The 24705-nt window shown below is 40.1% G+C and carries 11 protein-coding genes and 3 pseudogenes; 12 read left to right on the forward strand and 2 right to left on the reverse strand.

The window, feature by feature from the left end:
* The first annotated feature begins 6 nt into the window (after positions 1-6).
* The 4 genes from KCV09_RS00765 (at position 7) to KCV09_RS00780 (ending at position 15744) form a co-directional block, all read left to right on the forward strand.
* Positions 7-1353 (forward strand): OprD family outer membrane porin, encoded by a 1347-nt coding sequence (locus KCV09_RS00765; RefSeq protein WP_212515383.1) that lies wholly within the window; start codon positions 7-9, stop codon positions 1351-1353.
* 285 nt (positions 1354-1638) lie between these two features.
* Complete coding sequence (locus KCV09_RS00770; RefSeq protein ID WP_228301576.1) at positions 1639-3321, forward strand: ShlB/FhaC/HecB family hemolysin secretion/activation protein; 1683 nt, start codon at positions 1639-1641, stop codon at positions 3319-3321.
* A gap of 72 nt (positions 3322-3393) precedes the next feature.
* Complete coding sequence (locus KCV09_RS00775) at positions 3394-15369, forward strand: two-partner secretion domain-containing protein (RefSeq protein WP_228301568.1); 11976 nt, start codon at positions 3394-3396, stop codon at positions 15367-15369.
* 15 nt (positions 15370-15384) lie between these two features.
* Positions 15385-15744, forward strand: a complete 360-nt coding sequence (locus KCV09_RS00780) for a hypothetical protein (RefSeq protein WP_212515385.1) — start codon at positions 15385-15387, stop codon at positions 15742-15744.
* A 101-nt stretch (positions 15745-15845) separates the two neighbouring features.
* On the opposite strand, the gene KCV09_RS00785 is transcribed toward KCV09_RS00780, so the two are convergent.
* A complete protein-coding gene (locus KCV09_RS00785) occupies positions 15846-16388 on the reverse strand; it encodes an RNA 2'-phosphotransferase (RefSeq protein WP_212515386.1) in 543 nt (180 codons plus the stop codon).
* Positions 16389-16493: 105 nt separating this feature from the next.
* On the opposite strand from KCV09_RS00785, the pseudogene KCV09_RS16445 reads away from it, so the two are divergent.
* The 4 genes and pseudogenes from KCV09_RS16445 to KCV09_RS00800 form a co-directional block, all read left to right on the forward strand.
* Positions 16494-16676 (forward strand): annotated as a pseudogene (locus KCV09_RS16445) (hemagglutinin repeat-containing protein); the annotation flags it as partial.
* Between the two features lie 54 nt (positions 16677-16730).
* A pseudogene (locus KCV09_RS16450) lies at positions 16731-16922 on the forward strand (polymorphic toxin type 47 domain-containing protein); the annotation flags it as partial.
* Between the two features lie 4 nt (positions 16923-16926).
* The gene (locus KCV09_RS00795) at positions 16927-17415 is read left to right on the forward strand and encodes a DUF6756 family protein (protein ID WP_119025098.1); all 489 of its coding nucleotides are present in this window, start codon (positions 16927-16929) and stop codon (positions 17413-17415) included.
* Between the two features lie 144 nt (positions 17416-17559).
* A pseudogene (locus tag KCV09_RS00800) lies at positions 17560-18069 on the forward strand (VENN motif pre-toxin domain-containing protein); the annotation flags it as partial.
* A gap of 94 nt (positions 18070-18163) precedes the next feature.
* On the opposite strand, the gene KCV09_RS00805 reads toward KCV09_RS00800, so the two are convergent.
* On the reverse strand, positions 18164-19090 hold the full coding sequence (locus KCV09_RS00805) for a helix-turn-helix domain-containing protein (protein ID WP_212515387.1): 927 nt from the start codon (positions 19088-19090) through the stop codon (positions 18164-18166).
* Between the two features lie 374 nt (positions 19091-19464).
* On the opposite strand from KCV09_RS00805, the gene KCV09_RS00810 reads away from it, so the two are divergent.
* The 4 genes from KCV09_RS00810 (at position 19465) to KCV09_RS00825 (ending at position 24702) form a co-directional block, all read left to right on the forward strand.
* Positions 19465-20637 carry an isochorismate synthase gene (locus KCV09_RS00810; RefSeq protein WP_212515388.1) on the forward strand — a complete coding sequence of 391 codons (1173 nt, stop codon included), beginning with the start codon at positions 19465-19467 and terminating at the stop codon, positions 20635-20637.
* A gap of 94 nt (positions 20638-20731) precedes the next feature.
* Entirely contained in the window at positions 20732-21361 is a 630-nt protein-coding gene (locus tag KCV09_RS00815; protein WP_076032882.1) for an isochorismatase family protein, read from the forward strand.
* 37 nt (positions 21362-21398) lie between these two features.
* Positions 21399-22172, forward strand: a complete 774-nt coding sequence (dhbA, locus tag KCV09_RS00820) for a 2,3-dihydro-2,3-dihydroxybenzoate dehydrogenase (RefSeq protein WP_151815826.1) — start codon at positions 21399-21401, stop codon at positions 22170-22172.
* Between the two features lie 13 nt (positions 22173-22185).
* On the forward strand, positions 22186-24702 hold the full coding sequence (locus KCV09_RS00825) for a condensation domain-containing protein (RefSeq protein ID WP_212515389.1): 2517 nt from the start codon (positions 22186-22188) through the stop codon (positions 24700-24702).
* Positions 24703-24705: the final 3 nt, after the last annotated feature.

Consider the following 24705-nt stretch of genomic DNA (forward strand, 5'->3'; position numbering starts at 1 on the left):
TTTAAAATGAATAAGGGCTTATTATTAAGCGTATTTGGCTTGGGATACACTGCATTTTGCCATGCAGATATACCTCAGAACTATGGCCAACTCGAACTTAAACTCAATACCCGTTACTGGAATGATCAAGGCGTTGCACATCCAACATTACTCAATCCCAACCCGACGACCAGCCGCTATGAGCAAAGTGCGCTAGGGATGGAACTAAATTACCGTTCGGTATATTGGCGTGACTGGTTGGGAATAGATGGTTCTATATATGCGGTATCGAAACTGTTTGATACGGGTAAACCTACGCCGCAGCTGCTTGAAGTTGAAAATAATGGCAAACTGGCACAGAATTTTGCAGTTTTGGGGCAGCTCTATATTAAAGCCAAATTGGGCGAGGGGAGCGAGATTAAAATCGGTCGTCAGCTGCAAGATTCACTATTATTAAAAAGTACCAATACCCGAGCTGTACCCGATACATTTTCAGGCGTTAGTGCTCAATTTAAGCTGAATCCCGAGCTCAATACTTATCTGTCCTACTATGACCGCTGGAAGCCACGTAGTATGGACAGCTTTGAAAAGTTAGTCACAGATAACAACGAACATATTCCTTATGTGGCTTTGATGGGTGCGAAATATCAAACGCAGCAATGGACGCTAAATACCGAATACTTAAAGAGTAAGGATTATTTAGAAAAGTACGGCACAATGGTTCAATATAAATTACCGTTTGCGTCCAGTACATGGTTATTGACAGGCGGGGCATTCTTTTCAAGAGATGATGGAAATTTGTTTAAGTGCGCAGCAGAAGCGGATCTGGATTGTATAAAAGGACAACAGATATCTAATCGTGGGAACGGCTATTTTTTTGATATTAACTGGATGATCAAGCGCTTCGAATTGGGTGCAGCAATCTCAAAATTTGATGGTTTCTGGATTGAAGATAACTTTTCGACGCATTCAGATCGTATAGGGGGACTGACTCAGGACCATGGGACCAATCCTTTTCCGACGTCTTCTGCTATAGGGCCAGATTTTACCAACAATGACGAGACGGCGGTTGCGCTTCGCTTTAGATATAACTGGTCGGATATGATTCAGGGCCTCAAGACTGAATTAAAATACGCTTATGGATTTGGTGCGCACCAGAGTAACATCAGCAGCGAGATTGAAGGTCAGGAACGTTATTACGATATTGGCTTTAGCTACAGTGTACCTTGGATAAAGAATCTGGATTTTCGTTATTCATATCTGCATTATGATTCCAAATTTGAGCATGCTGCGTTAGGCGAAAAAATTAATGGAATGACCCGAAAAGATTGGGATCAGCATCGCTTACTGATCAATTATCGTTATACATTTTAATGCGCTATTAAACTGTAAATGAAAATTTGGAAATAATAAGTATCTAAGAAAGTGAAACAATAACGACCAGTCCCAAATTCATCATTTGGGTCTTTTATTATTTTTTTTAAATTATAAAGACAAATCTGTCTAAAAAATATTTACAAAAATGTAAAGCTTGCTATTATTTTGTTAACTGGTTCTCACTTTTATTTTACAATAATGAAAAATATGCATGCTCAGCTTCAAATATCTTTTAAAAAAACAGTATTGGCCTTAGCTTTAACGGGTACGTATAGCGCAGCAATGGCTGCTGAACCGAATCCGCAGCAGCAGATTGATGCGGCAAACTATCAGATTTTGCAGCAACAGCGTGATGAGGCCTTACAAAAACAGATTCAGCCATCGGTCAACGTCAATTTGGGGCAAAACGCTCCTGCGCTCACGGCGAATCAACTTCAGTTCCTACAATCACATTCTGAAACGCCGTGCTTTGCCATTCAGTCGATTCTGCTTGAGGGGGATGGTGCTCAGCAATTTCAGTACACACTTAAAGACGTGACGCATGGGCAAAATAATGTCATCGGCAGATGCCTTGGTGTACAAGGCTTAAATCAAGTGTTGAATCTGGTGCAAAACCGGATCATTGCAGATGGTTATGTTACGACACGGGTTTTATTGCCTGCACAAAATATTGCCTCAGGCCAGCTTCGTATGGTGGTGATCCCTGGGCGAATCGATCAGGTCAAGTTTGCTCAAGGCACCTCGGCACGCGCGCACAAAATCAATGCGCTTCCGATTAAATCGGGTGATGTGCTCAATATACGTGATCTAGAACAAGGCCTAGAAAACTTTAAACGTGTACCAACAGTTGAAGCAGATTTTAAAATTCAACCTGCCGAAAATAACAATACACCGGGTTATAGCGATGTCATGCTTGCATGGCAGCAATCGAAACCTTACCGCATCAATTTAAGCCTTGATGACTCAGGCGCTAAATCAACTGGACGTTATCTGGGAACGGCCACCGTATCGCTCGATCATTTACTGACACTCAATGACTTATTTTATGTCAGTTACAACCATGATTTGGGGGGAGGTTCTGGAAAACACGGCAGCGATGGGGTGTATATGAGTTACACCATCCCGTTCGATTATTGGTTGCTCACCAGTAGCTACAGCAAATCGGATTATAACCAGACCGTGGCAGGTGCGAGCCAGAGCTATCAATATAGCGGCGAAAGTGAATTGGTGGGTGTCGATCTCTCTCGTGTGATCTATCGGGATGCGCACAGAAAAACCTCACTCGGGGTGGGAGGCTGGTCGCGTCAGTCTCGAAATTATATTGAAGATGTTGAAGTTGAAGTGCAACGCCGAAAAACTGCAGGCTGGAAAGCCATGCTGGATCATGTTGAATATTTTTCTAATGCGACTTTAGCAACCAATCTGACCTATAAACGAGGCACAGGCTGGCTGGGAGCCATGCGTGCACCCGAAGAAGCATTTGATGAAGCATATACCCGTGTAGGAGTTTTACAGGCCAATGCCAGCTTGCAAGTACCATTTAAAGTGGGCGCGCAGAATCTGCAATATACCGCCGAATGGCGTATGCAACGAAGTAACAAACCTTTAACCCCACAAGACCGTTTCTCGATTGGTAACCGTTATACCGTACGTGGCTTTGATGGCGAACAAACCCTACTGGCCGATAACGGCTTTTTGGTGAGAAATGAATTGAGCGGTTCGATTTTAAGTCAACCGCATTACTGGTATGCCGGTATTGACTACGGTGAAGTGGGTGGACGCACAGCGTATCAGCCGAATCCATTGCCAGGTACAAGCTTGCTGGGCAGTGTCGTGGGTTTACGTGGCCAGATCGCGCCACTGCGCATGAGTTACGACGTCTTTGTGGGCGCTCCGCTGAAAAAACCAGATAACTTTAGAACAGACCATTACACCACGGGCTTTAGTGTGAACTGGAGCTATTGAGCATTAGACGATCAAAGCGACCGTCCAATGATGTGAATGTGTTTTTATAGAAATGAAGATTGAGTAAAACAAATGAATAAGAATTGCTACCGTGTTATTTTTAGTCAGGCCCGTGGTCTATTTATTGCCGTGGCCGAAATTGTCAAAAGTCAAACCAAACAGGCTGGGCAAACTTCCGCCTCAACGTCGGCAGATACGGTGGCAGTCACGGTTTCGCCGATTCATTATAAAAAACTCAATCCGCTTAACTTTGCCGTGATCGGGTGTTTGGGGGCTTTGGTGATCAGCCTACCCATGAGTACGGTGGCAGATACGCAAATTATTGCCGATAAAGGCGCACCAACGTCGCAGCAAGCCACCATCTTAAACAGTGCTAATGGTACCACGCAGGTGAATATCCAGACGCCGAGTGCCGGTGGTGTGTCACGCAACACTTATACTCAGTTTGATGTAGGGCAAGAAGGCGCCATTTTAAATAACTCACGAAATAACACCCAAACTCAAATCGGTGGCTGGGTACAGGGCAATCCTTGGCTTGCAAAAGGTGAAGCCAAAGTCATTTTAAATGAAGTCAACTCGAGTAATCCGAGTCAACTCAAAGGCTATATCGAAGTTGCCGGAAAACAGGCGCAAGTGGTCATTGCCAATCCGTCTGGTTTGGTCTGTGATGGCTGTGGTGTGATTAATGCAGATCGTTTTACCCTGACCACAGGGCAGGCGGTGATGAATCAGGGTTATCTGGAATCGTTCCGTGTTCGCGAGGGGCAAGTGACGATTGACGGTAAAGGTTTAAATGGAAGTCTAACCCCGTTTACCGATATCTATACACGTGCTTTAAAAGTCAATGCAGGCCTATATGCCAATGAGCTGAACACGGTGTTAGGTCAAAATGATATTCAAGTCAAAGACCAAGTAGCGCCTCAAATTACCGCAACGACGGGTGCTACAAGTGCACCGATATCCAACTTTGCTTTAGATGTAGGCCAATTGGGCGGAATGTATGCTGGGAAAATCTTTCTGGTGGGAACCGAGCAAGGCTTGGGTGTACGTAACGCCGGCACGATCAATAGCACTCAAGGTATGCTGAGCCTCAATGCCAACGGGGATTTGGTCAACACAGGCAATGTGATTGCGAATAAAGATCAGGTACAGCTGAAAGCTCAAAATGTTCAAAATACGGGTAACGTGAGTAGTGCCACATCACAAATTTCTGTTGAGAGTCAAAATCTAGACAATACAGGTTTAATCAGTAGTGCCGATGAGTTGCATCTGAATCAACAGAATCGTTTAAATAATAGCGGCACATTGAACGCTGCTCGCGTTGTGATAGATGCGACCAGTTTAAAAAATAGTGGATCTATCGAACAAACAGGTATGCAAGGGCTGGATTTGAAGTCAGGTTCAATGACCAACCTTGGCGGTAAAATCGGCATTGCTAAGAACACGACAGGCAGCGGTACGGGCGGGTCGACAGGTGGAACAGGATCAGAGACCGCTCCATCAAATCCTGCACAAGATGGGGGAAGCTTGCAGGTTGCTACCCCAGTAAACACTACACCAAAAACGTATGACCAAGGTTATATTCATGTTAAAGACCAACTGAATAATGATCAAGGAACCATCATTGCCAATGGCGGTGTAGATGTCGAGAGCCAAAATGGGTTAGATAACCAAGGCGGTCAGCTCAATTTGGGTCATGTGAAAATACAGGGCGAGCGCTTTAATAATGATCAGGGGCAATTGACCGTTAAGCAGGCAGAGATTCAGACCAGTAGTTTTAGTAATCAGCAAGGATTACTACAATCACTCACATCTTTAGATGTAAATAGCCAGTCGGTTGATAATCAGGGCGGTAAAATGAATGCCTTGAATAATATTCGTCTGATCTCAAGTGGAAATATTCTCAATCAAGCAGGGCAAATCGCGAGTTCGTCTGAACTTTATTTACAGGGGTTGGGCCTAAATAACAGTGGGGGTGATCTGGAGGCTGGACAATTATTAAAATTGAGTCTTTCAGGTCATTTAAATAACCAGAAAGGAAAAATAGTCACTAACAATAACTTGGATAGTTCACTTGTAGGTTTAGATAACGACCAAGGTGAAATTTCTGCAAAAAATATTACGATTCAAAACCAAGATCAGGCTTTAAATAACGGCGCTGGAACGATTTATGCTGATCAAATTTTAAAAATTCAAACCGGGTCTTTAAATAATGCAGTCAATGGTACGTTATCGAGTCATGAAAATCTGCAAATTGACAGCCAGCAACTTGCCAATCAGGGCTATATTCGTGCTGATCAACAGTTAAAAATTAACAATACAGGTGTTATGACGCAGCAAGGAGGTATTCTTTCTGCCTATGGAAATATTGATTTAGCGAGTCAGCGCCTTATTGGTGACGAAAAAAGTGTGGTCGCGGTCGGTATCAATGCTCAAGGTGAGCAAGATCCAAATGCTCAAGCCGATTTAAAGATTAAAACAGAACAGTCACTTGAGCATCACGGCAAATTACTGGCAAGTCGTAATATTGATTTAGATGGAGCAAATGTAGATGTATCGCAAGGAACGGCAGCAGCTCAAAATATTACGATTACAGCGCGTGATGGAGATATAAATAACCAGTCAGGTGTATTGCAGGCTGATGCTATTCAATTAATTGCAGTACAAAACGAGCAAAGTTTAATTAACCAAAGCGGTCAGATTCTTGCGAAAAAACTGAATCTGAACATTGGGAAAGACATTAATAACCAACAGGGTTTGATTCAGCACACCGCAACAGATGACCTGAATTTAACTGTTCAGGGAATTATTAATAACCAGCAAGGCCGTATTCTCACCAATGCAAATCAGTTCAATATTCAATCACAGGGACTCAATAGTGACTCTGGTGTGATTTTGCATTCTGGCCAAGCCGGCTTAACTATGGATATACAAAATATTCAGGCGCAAAAGGCTGAATTGAGAACGAACGGCGCACTCAAACTTACGACCAATCAAGCACGATTAGATCAATCAAAAGTGTCTGCTACTCAAGCCAATATTCAAGCCAACCAATTGACTGACCGTAATGGTGAAATGCTGTTGAGTGCTGCAAATGGCCAAAGTTCAATTCGTGTAAATAGTGACTATCAACATCAAGGCAGTGTATTACAAAGTCATCACAACTTAGATATTCAAGCAGGTTCGCTGAATAACCAAAACGGGACCATTCTGGTCACTCAAAATGATTCATCTTCACAACCTGTTCAGCTCAATATTGTCAGCCAAAATGATATTCAAAATGATGTGGGTAATATTGTGAGTGAAGGCCAGCTTACACTAAAAGCTGGAAAGGGATTAAGCAACCAACAGGGTAGTATCGTTAGTTCGAATGCGCTTGAGCTTAAAACAGATCAGTTAATTAATAACCAGTCAGGGCAGATACAAGCGAAGGAGATTAAGCTCTCTGCATCAAACTTAGATAATCGTTCAGGAGTCATTGCGGCTAAAACGGGTGATGTATCACTCAATATTAATAATGAACTCAATAATGGTCGTGTTGAGCAAGCTAAGTCGGCTGGTATTATTCAGGCAGTACAAAATATAGATGTGCAGACTGGGCGATTAGACAATAGTGGTCTGATTTACGCCGGCCAAAATCAACAACTCAAAGTTGCTCAAAATCTTAACAATGCTGGACAGGTCGCTGCTCAAAATAACTTAAATATACAGACGGCTACACTGACCCAGACTTCTGCAGGGAGCATGATTGCTGGTTTAACATCAGAGGGTGCATTAGCAAATCAGGGTAATCTTGGCATTGATGCTACAGGTGCTATAAATGCGCAGGGGCAACTCATCGCGGGCGGTGATTTGAAGAGTCAGGCCGCGAGCCATGTGTTAAATCAAAGCCTTGTTCAAGCAAAAAATATTTCGCTTAGCAGTAAATCTGGTCAGTTGAGCGCTCAACACAGTTCGATTCAGGCCGCAGAGCAACTTAATTTAACCACTCCTGATACGCTAGATACCCAACACGCCAACTTAAAGGCAAATAAAGTTCAAATTAATGCTAAAGACTTAAATAACCAGTCAGGACATATCCAGCAAACAGGTTTAGATGATACTCAAATTTCGTTGACAGGTGATTTAAATAATCAAAACGGGCAAATTGACAGTCTAGGCCAAAAACTACAGATCAATGCCAATCATTTAAATAACCAGAATGGTCTGATCCAGTCTGGCACAGCAGACAGCCAACTAATACTCGCAATTGCCAATACGCTCAATAATAATCAGGGCAATATCAAAACTGCTGGTCGTTTGCAAACCAATAGTTCCGAGTTAAACAATGACGCTGGAACGCTACTTAGCTTCAATGGCTTTAACATCAATACACAGCAGCTTAGCAATCAAGCGGGTCAAATTGTTGAGGCTGGAACACCAGACAATGTTGTTAACCAATTCATTGTTAAAAATCTTCTAAATAATAGTAATGGCAAGATTCAGACCAATCATAATCTTGAAATTCAGGCTGGTGCGTTAAAAAACAGTGCGGGCAGTATTGTCACCGCAGGTACAGCAGGTCTTAATCTCAATACAGCCTCACAACTCGATAACCAGTCTGGAAATATTCATTCGAGTGGTGATCTCAATCTAAATGCACAAAACATTTTGAATGATCAGGGACAAATTCTTGCTGCAAAACATGCTCAGCTAAATAGCCAAAACACCTTAAGTAACCAAGCGGGATTAATCGCAGCACAACAACAATTAATGATTCAAAGTGCCGCCTTAAATAACCAAGCGGGTCAAATTGGGTCGGTCGATGCGGGCATAACGATCCAGACGACTCAGCAAGCACTGAATAATCAAAGTGGTAAGATTCAGGCGAATCAAGCGATTAAACTCGATGTACAGGGGCTTGATAATAGCCAGCAAGGCTTGATTAGTAGTACTAAAGGTGACCAAAGCAACATTCAGATTGATACTCACCAGCAGAGCCTGAATAACCAAAATGGGCAGATGAACAGCGGGAATACCTTACAGATTAGTACCGATAGTCTGAACAATCAGCAAGGTCTAATCAATGCACAGGGTGATCTTGGTATAAACGCCGTGCAACTGATTGATAACCGTAAAACTAATTCAAATTCCACCCAGACAGAGTTGGCTCAAGGTATTCAATCTTTAGGGCAAGTCTTATTACAAACTTCAGAATTAAATAATGAACAAGGTCAGGTTATTGCTGGTAATGGATTAACCATTCAAGCGCCTCAGGTGAATAACAGTAATGCGGGCTTATTCGCCAGTGGACAAAACTTACTGATCGATAGTGTTGGACAAGCAGGTACGATTAATAATCAGAAAGGCAAAATCAGTGCGAATCAAAACATTAGCCTCAATACAGGCCTGATGGGTGGAAGCCAACTCGATAATAGTCAGCAGGGCCTGATTAGTGCGGCAAAGCAAGTCAAAATTGCGAGTCAAAATATTGATAATTCAGACAATGACCAGAATTACGGTATTCAGGCAGGGCAAGTAGAAATAGCTGCAAGTACTTTAAATAATAGTGCTGGGCGCATCTCTGCTGAGCAGCAACTGAATTTAAATATTTTGGATAATTTAAATAATACCAAAGGCTTAATTAGTAGTCTTGATCAACTAACAATACAAGGTCAGCAAGACAATAACCGTCTAATTGTAAACAATCAGCAAGGGATGATTATTGCAGGTGAAGAAGGCTCATCAACTGCAGGTTTAAATATTCTAGCCAAAGGTTTAACAGGCGACGGTAAGGTCTTAAGTCAGGGACAGCTCAATCTTCAGCTCAATGATGATTATGTACAAGATGCTCAAGGTCAGTTGCAGGCACAGGGAAATTTAAACCTAAGCTCTAAAGGTAAAGTGAGCAATCATGGCGCGATCAAAAGCAACGGACAGTTATCTATTTCAGCAAATACAATTGAAAACGCTGTAGATGGCAGTTTGGAAAGCCAGCAAACTCAACTTAAAGCTGTAGGCGTACTCAATAACTATGGACTCATTAATGGTGCAAATACATATGTTCAGGCAGGCCAACTCAATAATATTGCCGGACGTATTTATGGTGACCATATTGCAATTCAGGCGAGTACTTTAAATAACCAAAGCCTCAATGGTTTAGCGCCAGTCATTGCCTCAAGAGGTGATCTGGATCTGGGGGTACAGGTTTTAAACAATCTGGAAAATAACCTTAATCATCAAAGTGGGTCGCAAATTATTGCCATGGGCGACTTGCGTATAGGAGGTTCGCTTGACTCTCAGTGGCATGCGCAAGGAACTGCGCAGCAAGTCAATAACCGAAGTGCTGTAATTAATGCCAATGGCAATATCGACTTGAATGTTGATACGGTGAATAACCAGAATGTTTTTTTTACAATCAAACAACAGCAGACTACAGCGCAACTTGATTACTGGAATATGTATATTTCAGATTCGCGTGCCGGAAGGTACAACCCTGGTTATCAGTTCTTAATTACGCAGGAAATCTATAGCCAGAATCCAGATCTGTTTAGCAAGTTACAGGCCGCAGATCCAACCGTGACACAATACTATAATGCCACGATGGAGGATTATTTAAGCCGTCCAGAAGGCCGCTTCTTTATTGTCAGTAACAGTGGAGACAGTTCGGCTGGCAATATGTTTAAAGGTTATTTGGTTTACAACGGACAACTTTACAGTACTGACCACTATGAACATGTGAAAAGTACTCAAACGACCACGACGACGGTAGCAGATGAGTCAGCGCCTGCTGTGATCAGTGCTGGAGGCAATTTAAGTTTCACAGGCACAATCAATAATGACAAAAGCCAAATTATGGTAGGTCAAAAGCTGATTGGAGATGCCAAAGCAATTCACAATGTCGATGCTAAAGGCACCAAAATTACGCATGAAGAAGGAACGGTAACGCCGAGTTCGGGCAGTTATGACGGTAAGGGGCACGATCGTGTCTGGGCTTCTGGTGAACAGGCTTATAACCCAGCAGATGTGACCAAAGGGGTAGATTTATTTATCTATGAAAATCCGACCACTGCGACGCCTGTTAAAGTGCAAGACCAAACCCAGCAAGTCAACAAAGATAATTTGACTGAACAGGCGCTGAGTCAAAACCATAACGCCAGTGTGATTGATCAGCAAACTACACAGACGAATCAAACCGCAGCAGTTCAACAAACGACAGCTCAATCTGATCGTATTCAATCAAATGACGTTCAAATAGGTCAGGCACAGCTTAAAGGCGTAGTCGGGGCAAACACAGCCGATTATAAAGCCTTGAGTAGTAGCGCAGTCGATCAAATTCAAAACAATGAGACAAAAGCGACATCTGTTGAGGGGCAAACAGCACAGATTGATGGTAGTGGTTTTGAAATTCGTACCAACAATGCCAACGTTAAAGTTCCAAATAATGCGTTATATAGTAAAAATCCAGACAGCCGTGCTCAGTACCTTGTGGAAACAGATCCAGCGTTTAGTAACTATCGCAACTGGCTATCTTCAGATTATATGTTGAATGCATTAGGGCTTGATCCAGCACTTCAACAAAAAAGATTAGGTGATGGTTACTATGAACAACGTATGGTACAGGACCAAGTTGCTCAACTCACTGGCTACCGTTTCTTACAAGGATATGCTTCCGATGAGGAACAGTATAAAGCGCTCATGAACAATGGGCTGAGTTATGCAAAACAGTACAACTTACGCCCCGGTATTGCACTCACGCCAGAACAAATGGCGCAGTTAAGCAGTGATATTGTGTGGTTGGTCGAAAAAGAAACTACCCTACCAGATGGTACAAAAACCAAAGCTTTAGTGCCACAGGTGTATGTTAAAGCGCGTGTGGGTGATTTAAAAGGCGATGGCACTTTAATTAGTGCCGATAGTATTCAGCTTAATTTAAGTAAAGATTTGACCAATGCAGGAACCATTGCAGGACGACAAGTTATTCAAATTAATAGCCAGAATTTAAACAACCTTGCAGGGAACATCCGTGGTAGCGTAGTTAGCCTGGGTACAGAAAAAGATTTAAATAATATTGGTGGTATGATTCAGGCCGATCAAGCCATGAATTTGCAGGTAAAAGGTAACCTGAATATTCAGTCCACCACACAGAGCAGCCAAAATGCATTAGGCCAGAGCAACTATAGCTGGACAGGAATAGATCGAATTGCGGGTCTTTACGTCGGTTCAGCACAACAGCAAGCGTTGAATGATCAGCCAAGCTTAGTGATGAACGTTGGGGGTGACACTCGTATATTGGCGGCAAATATCCAAAATAATAGCGGTGGACAAACGATTATTCGTACAGGCGGTGACCTTAAAGTCGGTAGCCTGAATACACAAGTGACCAACAATGTGGTGGGTAGCTCAAAAGCTTATCATTTAGATACACGACAAGTTGAGGTCGGCAGCCAAATTAAGAGCCAAGGCGATTTAAGCTTACAAGGCAATAATATCCAGATTCATGGTTCACAAATCAGTAGTTCAGAAGGCCTAACCGCGTTACAAGCTAAAGAGCAACTCCAGATTGAAGAGGGTCGAAACAAACTTGATCAACAAGATCAGTCAAGCTTTACTAAGAAAGGTAAATTGAGCAGCTCTACGACCAGCGACTTTAGCCATCGTAGTTCAGATATTGCGGTGGGCAGTATTGTTGAAGGCAAAAAAGTGCTATTGGATGCAGGAAATATCAATGTCCGTGGCAGCAATATAGTGTCTGATGAGTTGACCCAGATACAAGCCAAAGAAAATGTGACGATTGAAGGTGCACAAAACCAGTACAACAGTGAAACCAATAGCGTTGTTAAAAAATCAGGCTTTATGTCTACAGGCGGTATTGGTTTTAGTTTAGGTAAAAAGCAAGACACCACTTTACAGACCGGCCAACAACTTACCAATAGTGCCTCTCAGGTGGGCAGCTTAAATGGCAATACCAATATTATTGCAGGTGAGACCTATCAACAAACAGGCAGTACAGTTTCATCGCAAAAAGGTGATGTAAATGTACAGGCACAGCAAATTAATGTAGAAGCGGCCAAAGAACAACAAGACAGCCTATACAAACATGAGATGCAGCAGAAAGGTCTGACCATTGCGGTGAATGTACCCGTAGTGACTGCGGTACAAAGTGCGGTTGAGTCGACCAAGCAAGTGGGTCAGAGCAAGAATGATCGTGTGAATGCCATGGCAGCAGCCAATAGTGCATTTGATAGCTACAAGGCAGGCCAGACGTTATCAAAATTAAAAGATATCGCCAGCTCAGAAGGCAATCTTGCAAAAGCGGCGAATGTGAGTGCCACGATTACCTACGGAGAACAAAAGAATACCGATCAAACCCAAGTTCAGAGTACCAACGCCAGCGCCAGCCAGATCCATGCAGGTGGTAAAGTGAACCTGAACGCGACAGGCGCAGGTGAACAATCCAATATTAACATTATTGGCTCAGACGTTATCGGGCAACAAGGTACTCAGCTCGTAGCGCAAAACAACGTCAATATTCAAGCAGCACAACAAACCCGCACAGAAGAAAGTAAAAACCAGAGTAAAGGCTGGAATGTGGGCGTTGCAGCAAGTTACGGGCCACAAGGAGGTGCGGCTGGCGTGACGGCAGGAGGTAATGTTGGCAAAGGTAAAAGTAGTGGCAGTGAAACCAGCTATCTCACCAGCCAAGTAGGAAGCAAAGACAGCCAGACCATCATCCAAAGTGGTAATACCACAAACATCATTGGTGGACAGGTGCAAGGCAAAGGCGTAAAAGTCGATGCTAAAGAACTGAATATCGAAAGCCTGCAAAACACAGCCAACTACAACAGCACACAACAAAACATAGAAGGCCAAGTTACGGTCGGTATTGGAACAGGAGTATCTGCTTCAGGAAGTGCGAATAAAACCAATATCAACGCCAACTATGCTTCGGTACAAGATCAGGCAGGAATATATGCAGGCGATGACGGCTATCAGATCAATGTGAAAAACAATACCGATTTAAAAGGCGCGATCATCACCTCAAACCCACTTGCGGAAACCTTGAATAAAAACAGCCTCAGCACAGGCACGCTCACCTATACGGATCTTCACAACCAGACCGAATACGATGCCAAAGGCCTAGGAGTAAGTGGCGGCGTAAATGTGAAAGGTGGATGGGATGGCAGTGGAAAAAATAAAGAAGGACGACCAAGCAATAGCGTTAACAAATCAGTGGGCTTTGGATTAGACAGTGACAAAGACAGCAGCTTGACCAAGAGTGGTGTGAACACTCAAAACATCACCATAACAGAAAGCATTGCCCAGCAGGCACTCACAGGCAAAACCATAGCACAAGCCAAAGCGGACATATACACCACAACCAGTACAGAAAATGCGAAGGAGAACAGCGGAGCGATTGCGAATAACTTTGACAAGGACAAAGTACAAAAAGAGATCGGCACACAGATCGCAGTGACGAAGCGGTTTGACGAAAATAGACAGGCAGCCAAACAAGAAGTTAATACTTTATCGGATACAGCCAAAGAACAATATGAAAAGGGTGAGATTACAGAAGCACAATATCAAGCCAAACGGGAAAATTACAAAAACTTAGGCCTGCTGATCGATACAGTGGCCTCAGGCTTATCCGCTCCGACAAGTTCAGGTCTAGGAATAGCAACCGCGACACTCAGCCCAGCGGCAAGTTATAAGATTGGTCAATATTTCAAAGAACAAGCGAATAAAAATGCAAATGGGCAACTGACAAGTGGTCAAGAAGCGGCACATATTTTAGCGCATACGGTACTTGGCGCAGCAGTTGCGGCGGCTGGTGGAAATAATGCGTTGACTGCGGGACTTTCAGCAGGAGGAGCAGAGGCAGCGGCACCAGTACTATCGAGTTTCTTATATGGAAAAGAGGCCAAAGACCTTACAGCAGAGCAGAAATCTACGATCAGTTCTATTGTCGGTTTGGCAGGCACAGCATTGGGCGCTACAACGGGTGATGTCGCAACTACAGTACAAAGTGGGCAGGTGGCGCAGAATGCGGTGGAGAATAATTTATTTGGTGTAATAACTAACGATAGTAAATTTGATAAGCAAAAAAATAATTATTATTTTCAAGCATTACATGCATGTCAAAATGCAGAGTGCGAAAAAAATGTAATTACTCAAAATGCATTGGCTGCAATGAAAAATGTATCTAAAGTAGTTGATGTGAATAATACAAACTACAAGATCGGTGATATTGTCTCAGATCCAAAAGATGCTTCAGGCTTACGCTATTTGGTAGTAAATGAAAGTGGTGTGCTTAAGGCCAAACTATTACCTATAGAATATCAAGTGGTCTATTCCGTAAATCAATTGAATAGTGGAAGATCTTTGGTACAAGGTGGAGCATTAACTTCTTTAATTGCTAATACAATAAAAAGTGGTCATGATCTTTTTTCAGATAAGACATTATTTACTAAACAAGAAATAACCGCTTTGGATAGAGTATTTGCTGGTTTAGAAGTAGTAGGAAATACTTTACTTATAGGTGGTTCTGTATTACCTAAAAAAATATCGATAGATTCGTCTACTGTTAAAGAAAATAATTTTTATCGAGATAATGATTCAATAACAGAGACATTTAATTATGGAAAAACTATTTCTATTGATCCAACTAGGCTTTCATTTTCTCAAGCAACGGTTTCTCATCAGAAAGGTGGAAAAGCTTACAATTACAACAGTATGGTTGATAGTATGAAGAGAGATGGTTGGAATGGGGATCCAGTTGATATTGTTATTATGTCGAATGGTACAGCAACTAGTATGGACAATACCCGTATTCTAGCTGCTCGCGAAGCTAATATTGATGTGAAAGCTAAGGTTAGAGACTTTAATACACCTTTAACTAAAGCTGAAAGTGAACGTTTTAAAGTAAATGGTAAGACACCTAATACTTGGGGAGAAGCAATAAAATTGAGAGTAGAAAAGCAAGCTAGCCAGAAGGGGACCCCTGATAATTGGTCTATACAATTTCCTTATGGAAGTATTTTTGATCCTAAAGTAATAAAGAGTAAATAAATAGGGTAGATTGTTATGTTTCAAAATACTTTCAAACCATTTAGTGAAGATGAACTGCCACAGTATTTTAACTATCCTGTAAAATATTTGGAATTATCTAAAAACTTGAAACCTTTACATTCTATACCATACTTCTCTTGGTGGTTTCATGATGCTGTGGAACCTTTGGATGAAATTATGGAGATTTATTTTAGCCTTACAGGGCGTAAAAATTTAATTGTATTTGCCAGAGATAGTGATTGGGCAGCTTGTTTTGATGCAACAGATTACAGTGGTAATCCTAAAGTTCTAGTGTACGACCTTGGAAATAGAGAAAATCATTATGAGAAAAAGAATTTTGATGAATGGTTAAAATTCATCATTAGTGAAATCTAATTATTGTATTAATATGATTGAGATAATTTATCTTATCTGATTTTAACTTTTTTAATTATTGAATAAGGCTTCCACCTATGAGTGGAAGCAAAATTTTCATTCTACTGAAAAGAAATAAACTCTACTGGTACATGTTTAACTAACCAGACTTCATTTTCAGCTTGGAAAAATTCGAATCCAATCTTATGCATTTCTAAAGCACGAATCACTAAAATATGTGGTTTGCCATAACGTGTTCCCACAGATAGGGCAGTGTCTTTGCTTTCTGTTAGATGGACATATTGACGCTCTTTAGAGATTAGACCTTGTTCTTTAATGGACTCTACAAACCTTTGGGCCGTACCATGATAAAGAGAAATTGGTGGCACAAGCTTTTTAAGTGTGATGTCGACACTTACAGTTGAATGGCCTTGTACAGCGCGAATAAATTTACCATCATCAGAAATTTGGAAGCGGTTTTTATCGCTATTAATCACAATGTTTTTAATAATTTCTTCGTCTAAAGTCACATTTTTAATTGGTTGTGACTTTGAAATTAATTCTTCAATATTTGCCCAACCTTCACGATCTAATATCAGATCAATTTCTTCTGGTTTGTGTCTTAGAATAAAACTTAAATATTGGCTAATTGCTTTTTCGTTCATAGGTATAGACTATTAGGGTTTCTTATATTTTAATGATTTTATTAACTTATAGGAATGTTAAAAGTAATTTAGTACCAATAAAAATTATTAGAGTACTAATTAAAAAAAGACAGACAGACTAGTATTCAAGGTGGTAACACCACAAATATCATTGGTGGACAGGTGCAAGGCAAAGGCGTACAAGTCGATGCCAAAGCGTTGAATATCGAAAGCCTACAAAACACAGCTACCTACAACAGCACACAACAAAACATAGAAGGCCAAGTTACGGTCGGTATTGGAACAGGAGTACCTAAAAATGAATTTACTGTTACAAAATGGGCCGTAGATCAAAATGGTAAAAGTTTTCCTGCTGAATACAGGGTATTATCAGGCAGTAATAGAGGTACGGAAGTTAGTGTAGATTTGGGTCATACTTCTAGCGGAACTCCAGGTGCTCCACATGTAGGGTGGCAGACTCCAGGTAAGAAAAATACGGTCGGCCATATTTTCTTGGATAATGTTAACGTAAATAGATCAAAATCAAAGGATTAATTAGGTGTTGAATAATATGACTTTCTTTATAGATGATTTTATTGAAGTAACTGAAAAAAATGATATTCATTTTTATACACTATCACAAGAAGAAAGCAAGCATATTTTTCGGAGAGTATTTGATAAGTTTTTTTCAAATAAATTATCTATGGAAAAACCTCTTGAAATTCCTCTTTGGCAATTCTTAAATAAAGAAAATTCAATAGGAGTGCATTTGCCGAATGCTGCTGGACATAGAGAGCTATTTTTAAATCAATTACCGAATATAAAAAATGTATATTTCTTATTTGATTTAGAGTTTTCTAATAAAATATTAAAGTTCAAACTTTTAAGTGATTTGGTAATTGTTTTAGAGGATTCATATAACTTTAATTTCTATATATTTGATGAGTCATTTAATTTTTTATTATCATGGAATAAAGATGAAACATTATTTGGTTCGGGTGATGCAAAAGAATTTGTATTAAAGGTTAAGGAATCATGGAATCTATGAAAGATTAAGACATATAGGCTTTATTACACAAATCTGTTCTTAAAGGCTTCTTCAGCAATATAATTTCTAGATGAAGAAGCCTACACTCAAATCTACCGTACAGCCTGATCCTAGCCAAAATAATGGACAATGCATCCCTATCAAGCCAAACGGGAAAATTACAAAAACTTAGGCCTGCTGATCGATACAGTGGCCTCAGGCTTATCCGCTCCGACAAGTTCAGGTCTAGGAATAGCAACTGCGACACTCAGCCCAGCAGCCAGTTATGAAATAGGACAATATTTTAAAAAACAAGCGAATAATAATCCAAATGGGCAACTGACGAGTGGTCAAGAAGCGGCACATATTCTAGCGCATACGGTACTTGGTGCAGCAGTTGCCGTGGCTGGTGGAAATAATGCGTTGACTACGGGACTTTCAGCAGGAGGAGCAGAGGCAGCGGCACCATTATTATCGAGTTTCCTGTATGGAAAAGAAGCCAAAGACCTTACAGCAGAGCAGAAATCTACGATCAGTTCTATTGTCGGTTTGGCAGGCACAGCATTGGGCGCTACAACGGGTGATGTCGCAACTACAGTACAAAGTGGGCAGGTGGCGCAGAATGCGGTGGAGAATAATTTCTTATCCGTTAAAGAAGCTGCCAGAAAGAGTGCATTAATTTACAATTTATAGGCGCTGTTTGCATTGAAATGATGTATATGAATCACACAGATGTATGTACAAGCACTTTCCAAAATAAGGAAGTTAGCTAACAACTATAACCAAAATGCCTTTCAAAAATTTGCTTAAAGTACTGTGCGCTACTGTAACCAATCTGATTGGCTACATTTTCTACTGAAACACCTTCTTTTAATAAGATTTGAGCATGTTTCATCCGAATTTCTAATAAATAATGACCAATTGTCTTTCCTGTATATTTTTTAAAAAGGCGTTTTAAATCACATTCGTTTATACCAACCCACTTAGCTAAAGTTCGAATCGTAATTTTTTGTTCAAATTCTGATTCTAAAATTGCTATGCTTTTATGAATGGGAGCAGGAATTTGATTTGACTTACTATGTTCATCTAATAGCATGCTCATTAGTTCTAAAGCTGCACCTTCTAAATGTAATAAATCGATAGATGACTGTGCAGGGGGAAGATTTAATAAATAATGTGCCTGATGGAGTATATGTTTATTTGGAATATTGATAGTTTTAAGTGCAGGATTAGAATCTGTTAAGAAAAATTTTGCTATTTCATGATGCTGAAAATTGGCTTGCATAATTTCTAGGAAAGTTTCACTAAAATCTAGTGTAATTAAAGCCATTTTTTTGTGTTCTTGGAGGTAGATGGTCTGTAAACCTAGATTTCCTTTTCTCAAAATAATCATGGGCGAACGAATTTGATATTCATGATTACTATAATGATTTTTAATATGATGTGTGCCTGAAAGAAGAAGCGTGATTCCGTAAGAGTTAGTGGTCGTTTCAGCACTCATTTGTAATGGATGATCAATGCAATATTTACCTTTACCAACACAGAGTTTTCCAAAATCATAAATTTCACTGTAACCATCACCATCTGAAGGATTAAATTGATTCAGATGGTGATTAGGAAGAGATGAACACATATCTAAAAATATATCACCAACTTGTTTTAGTACTGCTTTGTGTGAATCAATATAAATAGACATTTTAAAAGTCCATGTTAAATACAAACAAGAATCATTTTCATTTCAGTCATCATAAAAGTCAATAGCATTTTGTTGTTTTAAAAGCCTTTTTTATCATAAGTGAATCATCAAACTATTTATATATATAGAAAAAATAAGTTTTTTAACCATTAGACTGAAATCCCATATTCTAAAATTAAGCAAAACTTACATTGCTAAACTTTAAGATAATTCTTTTAAAATCAAAATCTTTCCCATAACTATATAAAAAATATCGGATTCTTGGTTTTAAATAATAATGATTATTAATATCATTTGTGCCAAGCCGATTCGTGTAGAAAATTTTAGTGATAGTTCAACTAAAACTACATACGTGTTAGAGCAAAGGAGGCTTTATGAATGATATGAGTTTATCAATTAATTATGCGTTTGAACCTATACAAAACTGCAAATCATCTTGTTTTTTAACAAAAAATTATCAAATTTATACATCTGAACTTATCGAAACAGTTCGATTGGCCGCAGAAAATCAGGAAAAACTCTTAACGACTATCGAAGATATATTTACTCGGTTATCTGAGGATAAAGCGAAAAATCCAGTCTTAGTGGGTGCGATTCCATTTGATACAACACAGCCGTCTACACTCAATATTTATAGTCAACATAAGAAACAAAATACTGAGTCTGTCAAACATTTTATAAAACATCAGAAATGTCATTCATTGACTTTGAGTAGCCAGCAACGACTGGTTGCAAGAGAACATTTTGCAAAGAACATAGATGAAGCTTTACAACAATTTGAGAAAAATAATCTAGAAAAAATTGTGTTGTCTCAGGCAGTCGATTTTGAGCTCAAACATCCACAAAATCCCTATATTTTAGTTCAAACTCTGGCGCAAAAAAATGCGCAAGCATTTAGTTTTGTAATTCCGGTTGAGGATAATGCATATCTTTTGGGAGCAAGTCCTGAACTGCTGATTTTTAAACAAGATCAGGTGGTAAGAAGCAATCCTTTAGCGGGTTCACGTCCTTTGAGTGATGATGAACACATCAATCAAGTAAGAATCCATGATCTTTGTGCATCATCAAAAGATCTCTACGAGCATCAAGTCGTTGTCGATAGCGTATGCAAACACTTAAAACCATTTTGTCAGCATTTAAACATTTCAGAAAAACCTGAGATTTTAAAAACCACAACGATGATGCATTTGTCTACGGTATTTGAAGGTCAATTGAAATCAAAGAAGACTAATGCGCTAGAACTGGCTTTATCTCTTCATCCAACCCCTGCAATTTGCGGTGCTCCAACTCAGTTAGCCAAAGACTTTATTTTAAAACATGAAGGTTATGACCGACATTATTTTGCTGGTCTGGTTGGCTGGATGGATGCGAATGGTAACGGGGAATGGGTGGTGACCATTCGTTGCGGACTTTTGACACAAAGTCATCTTCGATTATACGCAGGTGCAGGGATTGTTAAAGGTTCAGAGGCCGAACTTGAGTGGAACGAAACAGAAGCGAAAATGCAAACCTTACTCAAAACCTTGAATGCAACTTGTGAAACTTGATGATGTCTAACACAGGTTCATAGCTTAGCTTATACCGGCAGATTAACTCTTAAAGACAAACCTTATAACTGACACATGATATAGAGATATCACTATGGCAATTCCAAAGATCCAAAGTTATCCGCTTCCGTTCAAACAAGATTATCCCGCTGCTAAAGTGAAATGGAAAATTGAAAAAAAACGCACAGCCTTACTGATTCACGATATGCAGGATTATTTTATTAATTTTTATGGTGAAGATTCTTTATTGATACAGGATGTGATCAACAATATTGTTCGATTGAAAACATGGTGTAAGGAAAATCATATTCCTGTGTTTTATACCGCACAACCTGCAGAGCAAAAAGATGAAGATCGTGCCTTGCTGAATGATATGTGGGGACCTGGTTTAACAGCTTATCCTGAACAAGCTGAAATTGTCAAAAAATTATCACCAACGCTACAAGATCAGGTGTTAACTAAATGGCGTTATAGTGCATTTTATCGTTCTGATCTTCACAAGACCATGAAAGAAAAAGAAAAAGATCAGCTGATTATTTGTGGTGTATATGCTCATATTGGTGTGCTTCAAACTGCTGCTGATGCATTTATGAACGGTATACAACCTTTTGTAGTGGGAGATTCAGTTGCTGACTTTAGTTTGAAAGATCATTTGTTTGCTTTGCAATACGTAAACCGCAATTTAGGTGTCGTTGAAGATGCTCAAAGTGTGATTGCTTCATAAATTTCAAAATGAATCATCATTTGGATAAGGAATCATCATGATACAAGCACAGGCATCGCGCCACGCTGATACTCGGAAAATTGCATGGGTGACTGGGGTCAATCAGGGTATAGGTGCAGAAATTATGCAACAACTGATTGCTCAAAATATTTATGTGGTGGGTTTTGATCTTTACACCAATAACATCGTCGAGAACGATCGTTATGAGGTTTACCAGTGTGATGTACGTAATTCATCACAAATTTCAAATCTTTGTCAAAAACTACTCAAAACTTCAGTGCCAGATTATTTCATCAATGCAGCAGGCATTTTGCATTTGGGTCGTCACGACATTTTGTCGATTGAAGCTTGGCAACAAACTTTTGAAGTAAATACGTTTGCACCATTTTATTTCTTAAAACATTTAAGTCCGCATTTTCGTGTCAAACGTGCAGGCAGTATTGTCATGGTGTCGTCCAATTCAGCACATGCGTCACGAATCAATATGGCGGCTTATGGCGCATCAAAAGCCGCGCTCAGCAGTTTTAGTAAAACGGTTGGTTTAGAACTGGCTGAATATGGCGTACGTGTCAATATTGTTTCACCTGGTTCAACTGCAACGCCTATGCTCCATCAACTTTGGAAAGATGAATCAGGTAAACAGCAAACGATTCATGGCAGTTTAACGCAGTACAAAGTGGGTATTCCTTTAAAAAAGATAGCACTGACCGAAGATATTGCCAACGCCGTGATGTTCCTAATTAGCGATCAAGCTTCACACATTACTATGCATGATCTGGTGATTGATGGTGGCGCCACTTTAGGTCAGTAGAGGAAGAATGTTAATGCAATTACAGCAAGAGATTACCGCGCAGATTTATCATATCCTTCAAGTAGATGGTAATCAGATTGAGCCTAATGACAATCTGATTGAACATGGTTTGCATTCATTGGCGATTATGCAGTTGGTTGATCATTTTGAGAATAAATACAACACCTCATTGTCTTATGCCGATTTTGCAATGTCACCAACAGTAAAGGATTGGCATCGATTAATTCAGAATACACAGCTGAGCACAGTAGATTCAGACTTAGAGGGAGCAACGAAAAAGACCCCGAGATTATCAAATTGGGTGCAACAGTTACCTACAAATGCAGTGCCATTATCAGATATGCAATATGCCTATTGGGCAGGGCGTGAGACCGAAGGTATATCGGCACATCTATATATGGAATTTGAGGGAAAAGATTTAGATATTCCTCAATTGCAATTTGCCTTTGAGCAGTTAATACAGCGTCATCCCATGCTAAGTGTTTCCATCCGTGAAGGGCAGCAAAGTATTCAGTCGATTAAGCATCATCAGATTCATATTGAAGATCTGACTCAATTGAATTCTGAAAACATTCAGACACATTTAAAAGTAAAACGTGAGTGTTTAAGCCATCAACAATTAAACATAGCACAAGGGCATGTGCTGGATGTGCAGTTAAGTCTTTTGCCAGAAAAACGTCATATTTTACACTTTGATTTGGACATGGCTGCAATTGATCCACAAAGCTTTTTGATTGTCATAAATGACTTAACTGCTTTGTATCTAGGTGAAAAACGTGCAGATTTAAACTTGGATGGTGTTGACTATTTCAACTACTTAAACCAGCGTCGAGATGATCTGGATTTGAAAGCTCAAATTCAGCAAGATCAACAATGGTGGCAGTCACAATTAGATGTAATTTCACCTGCACCACAGTTACCTATGGTCGCTGAAGGCCTAAGAGTAAATCAACATCATTTTGAACGTTTAATTCATATTTTTAATACGGATGAACGTTCCCAATTACAAAGTTTGGCACAAATGCAGGGGGTTTCTTTACGCAGTGTATGTTTGACTCTATTTGCCTTAAGTGTTGCAAATTGGTCATCTACACCTGAGTTTCGTTTGAACTTACCGGCCTTTATTCGTGAGTCTGATTCGCAAAATATTAATCAGGTGGTGGGTGATTTCACGCAGATCAGTTTGTTAAGTGTAAAGTTCAATGGTCATGAAAGTTTACTGGATACTGCCAAACGGATTGAACGCGATGTCGAGCAAATTTATGAGCACTACCGTTATGGAGGGATTCATGTACTGCGTGACTTATCAAAACATCGCCAACAGCCAGAAACTTCTCCGATTGTATTTACATCTGCTTTAGATGAAGGCGAAATATTCTCGAAACAATTGCAAAGTACATTAGGCCGACCTATATGGTGTATTTCCCAAGGTCCAAAAGTTGACTTGGACGTACAGCTTGCCTATTTCAACCAGGGCTTAGCCATCAACTGGGATATTCGTACCCATGCGTTTAAACCGAATGTCATTCAAGCTATGTTCGATCATTATATTCAGTTGATACAGCATATATTGACTATGGGCAGTCCTGCATTTGCACAAACTTTAAATACATTATCTCAACACACATCACAGCTAATTTGGTCGAAAAGACAGCAAAAAGGTCAAATCAAATCACCTTTAACTAAGCGGATCTTAGCAAAATTCCCGCAAGCGCATGTTCATACACCATATCGTATCTTAAACGCTCTGGAGATGGATTGCCCAGCTTGGGTCTTGGGTCGATTATTCTTGAATCTTGGTAATCTGAATTCCAATCCTAAGTCTCCATCAGATCAATCCGAATGGGTTGATATAGGTATTCAAGCCTATACTGATGATCAAGGACAGTTACACTTATTTGAGCAGTCGCATCAGCTTGTTTTAAAAAATGGTCAATGTATTGAGGTACAAAACATTGAAGCAGAAATTTTAAAAATTCCTTTTGTACAACAAGTCAAAGTATATGCAGTTGAAAAACAGGGTAGATCTGTCATCGTGGCTGTCTTAAGGCTTCATCAACAGCTATCATCCTCAGATTTAAACGCAGCTTATAAGCGTGTCTTACCACAGTATTTAATACCTGAGCAGAACTATGTGGTGAATAATCTTCAGCCTTTTACTGCCTATCTATCGGCTGAGAGTCTTCAACATTTTATTGCAACACATATGTCAATAGAAAACACAGAGTCGCAACCAGTACAGAGCACAGCGATTGAACATGTGGTGACTTTTATCATGGCGAAGATTATTGGTTTGCCAGAGCAACATACCCATGGTGATTTGGACTTCTTTGATGAAGGAGGTGATTCTTTATTAGCTACGCATTTGGTGGCAGCTTTGAATCAATATTTCATCAATGCCGAAATAAGTGTGGTTGATATTTTCACACAGCGTAATGTAACCAATATCTGCAAGTTAATTGAACAAAAACTGCCCGACACTGCGCAGCGTATTGCTGAAGTGTTTATGCAAGTCATCGAGGGGAAATAAACA

Source organism: Acinetobacter soli, from assembly GCF_018139125.1.
GTDB lineage: Bacteria > Pseudomonadota > Gammaproteobacteria > Pseudomonadales > Moraxellaceae > Acinetobacter > Acinetobacter soli.

What these genes read in the sequence shown, in the direction of transcription:
- KCV09_RS00810 (WP_212515388.1), top strand. Translation starts at nt 19,465, where the DNA reads ATGAATGATATGAGTTTATCAATTAATTATGCGTTTGAACCTATACAA.
- KCV09_RS00815 (WP_076032882.1), top strand. Translation starts at nt 20,732, where the DNA reads ATGGCAATTCCAAAGATCCAAAGTTATCCGCTTCCGTTCAAACAAGAT.
- KCV09_RS00765 (WP_212515383.1), top strand. Translation starts at nt 7, where the DNA reads ATGAATAAGGGCTTATTATTAAGCGTATTTGGCTTGGGATACACTGCA.
- KCV09_RS00785 (WP_212515386.1), bottom strand. Translation starts at nt 16,388, where the DNA reads ATGAACGAAAAAGCAATTAGCCAATATTTAAGTTTTATTCTAAGACAC.
- KCV09_RS00780 (WP_212515385.1), top strand. Translation starts at nt 15,385, where the DNA reads ATGTTTCAAAATACTTTCAAACCATTTAGTGAAGATGAACTGCCACAG.
- dhbA (WP_151815826.1), top strand. Translation starts at nt 21,399, where the DNA reads ATGATACAAGCACAGGCATCGCGCCACGCTGATACTCGGAAAATTGCA.
- KCV09_RS00770 (WP_228301576.1), top strand. Translation starts at nt 1,639, where the DNA reads ATGGCTGCTGAACCGAATCCGCAGCAGCAGATTGATGCGGCAAACTAT.
- KCV09_RS00825 (WP_212515389.1), top strand. Translation starts at nt 22,186, where the DNA reads ATGCAATTACAGCAAGAGATTACCGCGCAGATTTATCATATCCTTCAA.
- KCV09_RS00775 (WP_228301568.1), top strand. Translation starts at nt 3,394, where the DNA reads ATGAATAAGAATTGCTACCGTGTTATTTTTAGTCAGGCCCGTGGTCTA.
- KCV09_RS00805 (WP_212515387.1), bottom strand. Translation starts at nt 19,090, where the DNA reads ATGTCTATTTATATTGATTCACACAAAGCAGTACTAAAACAAGTTGGT.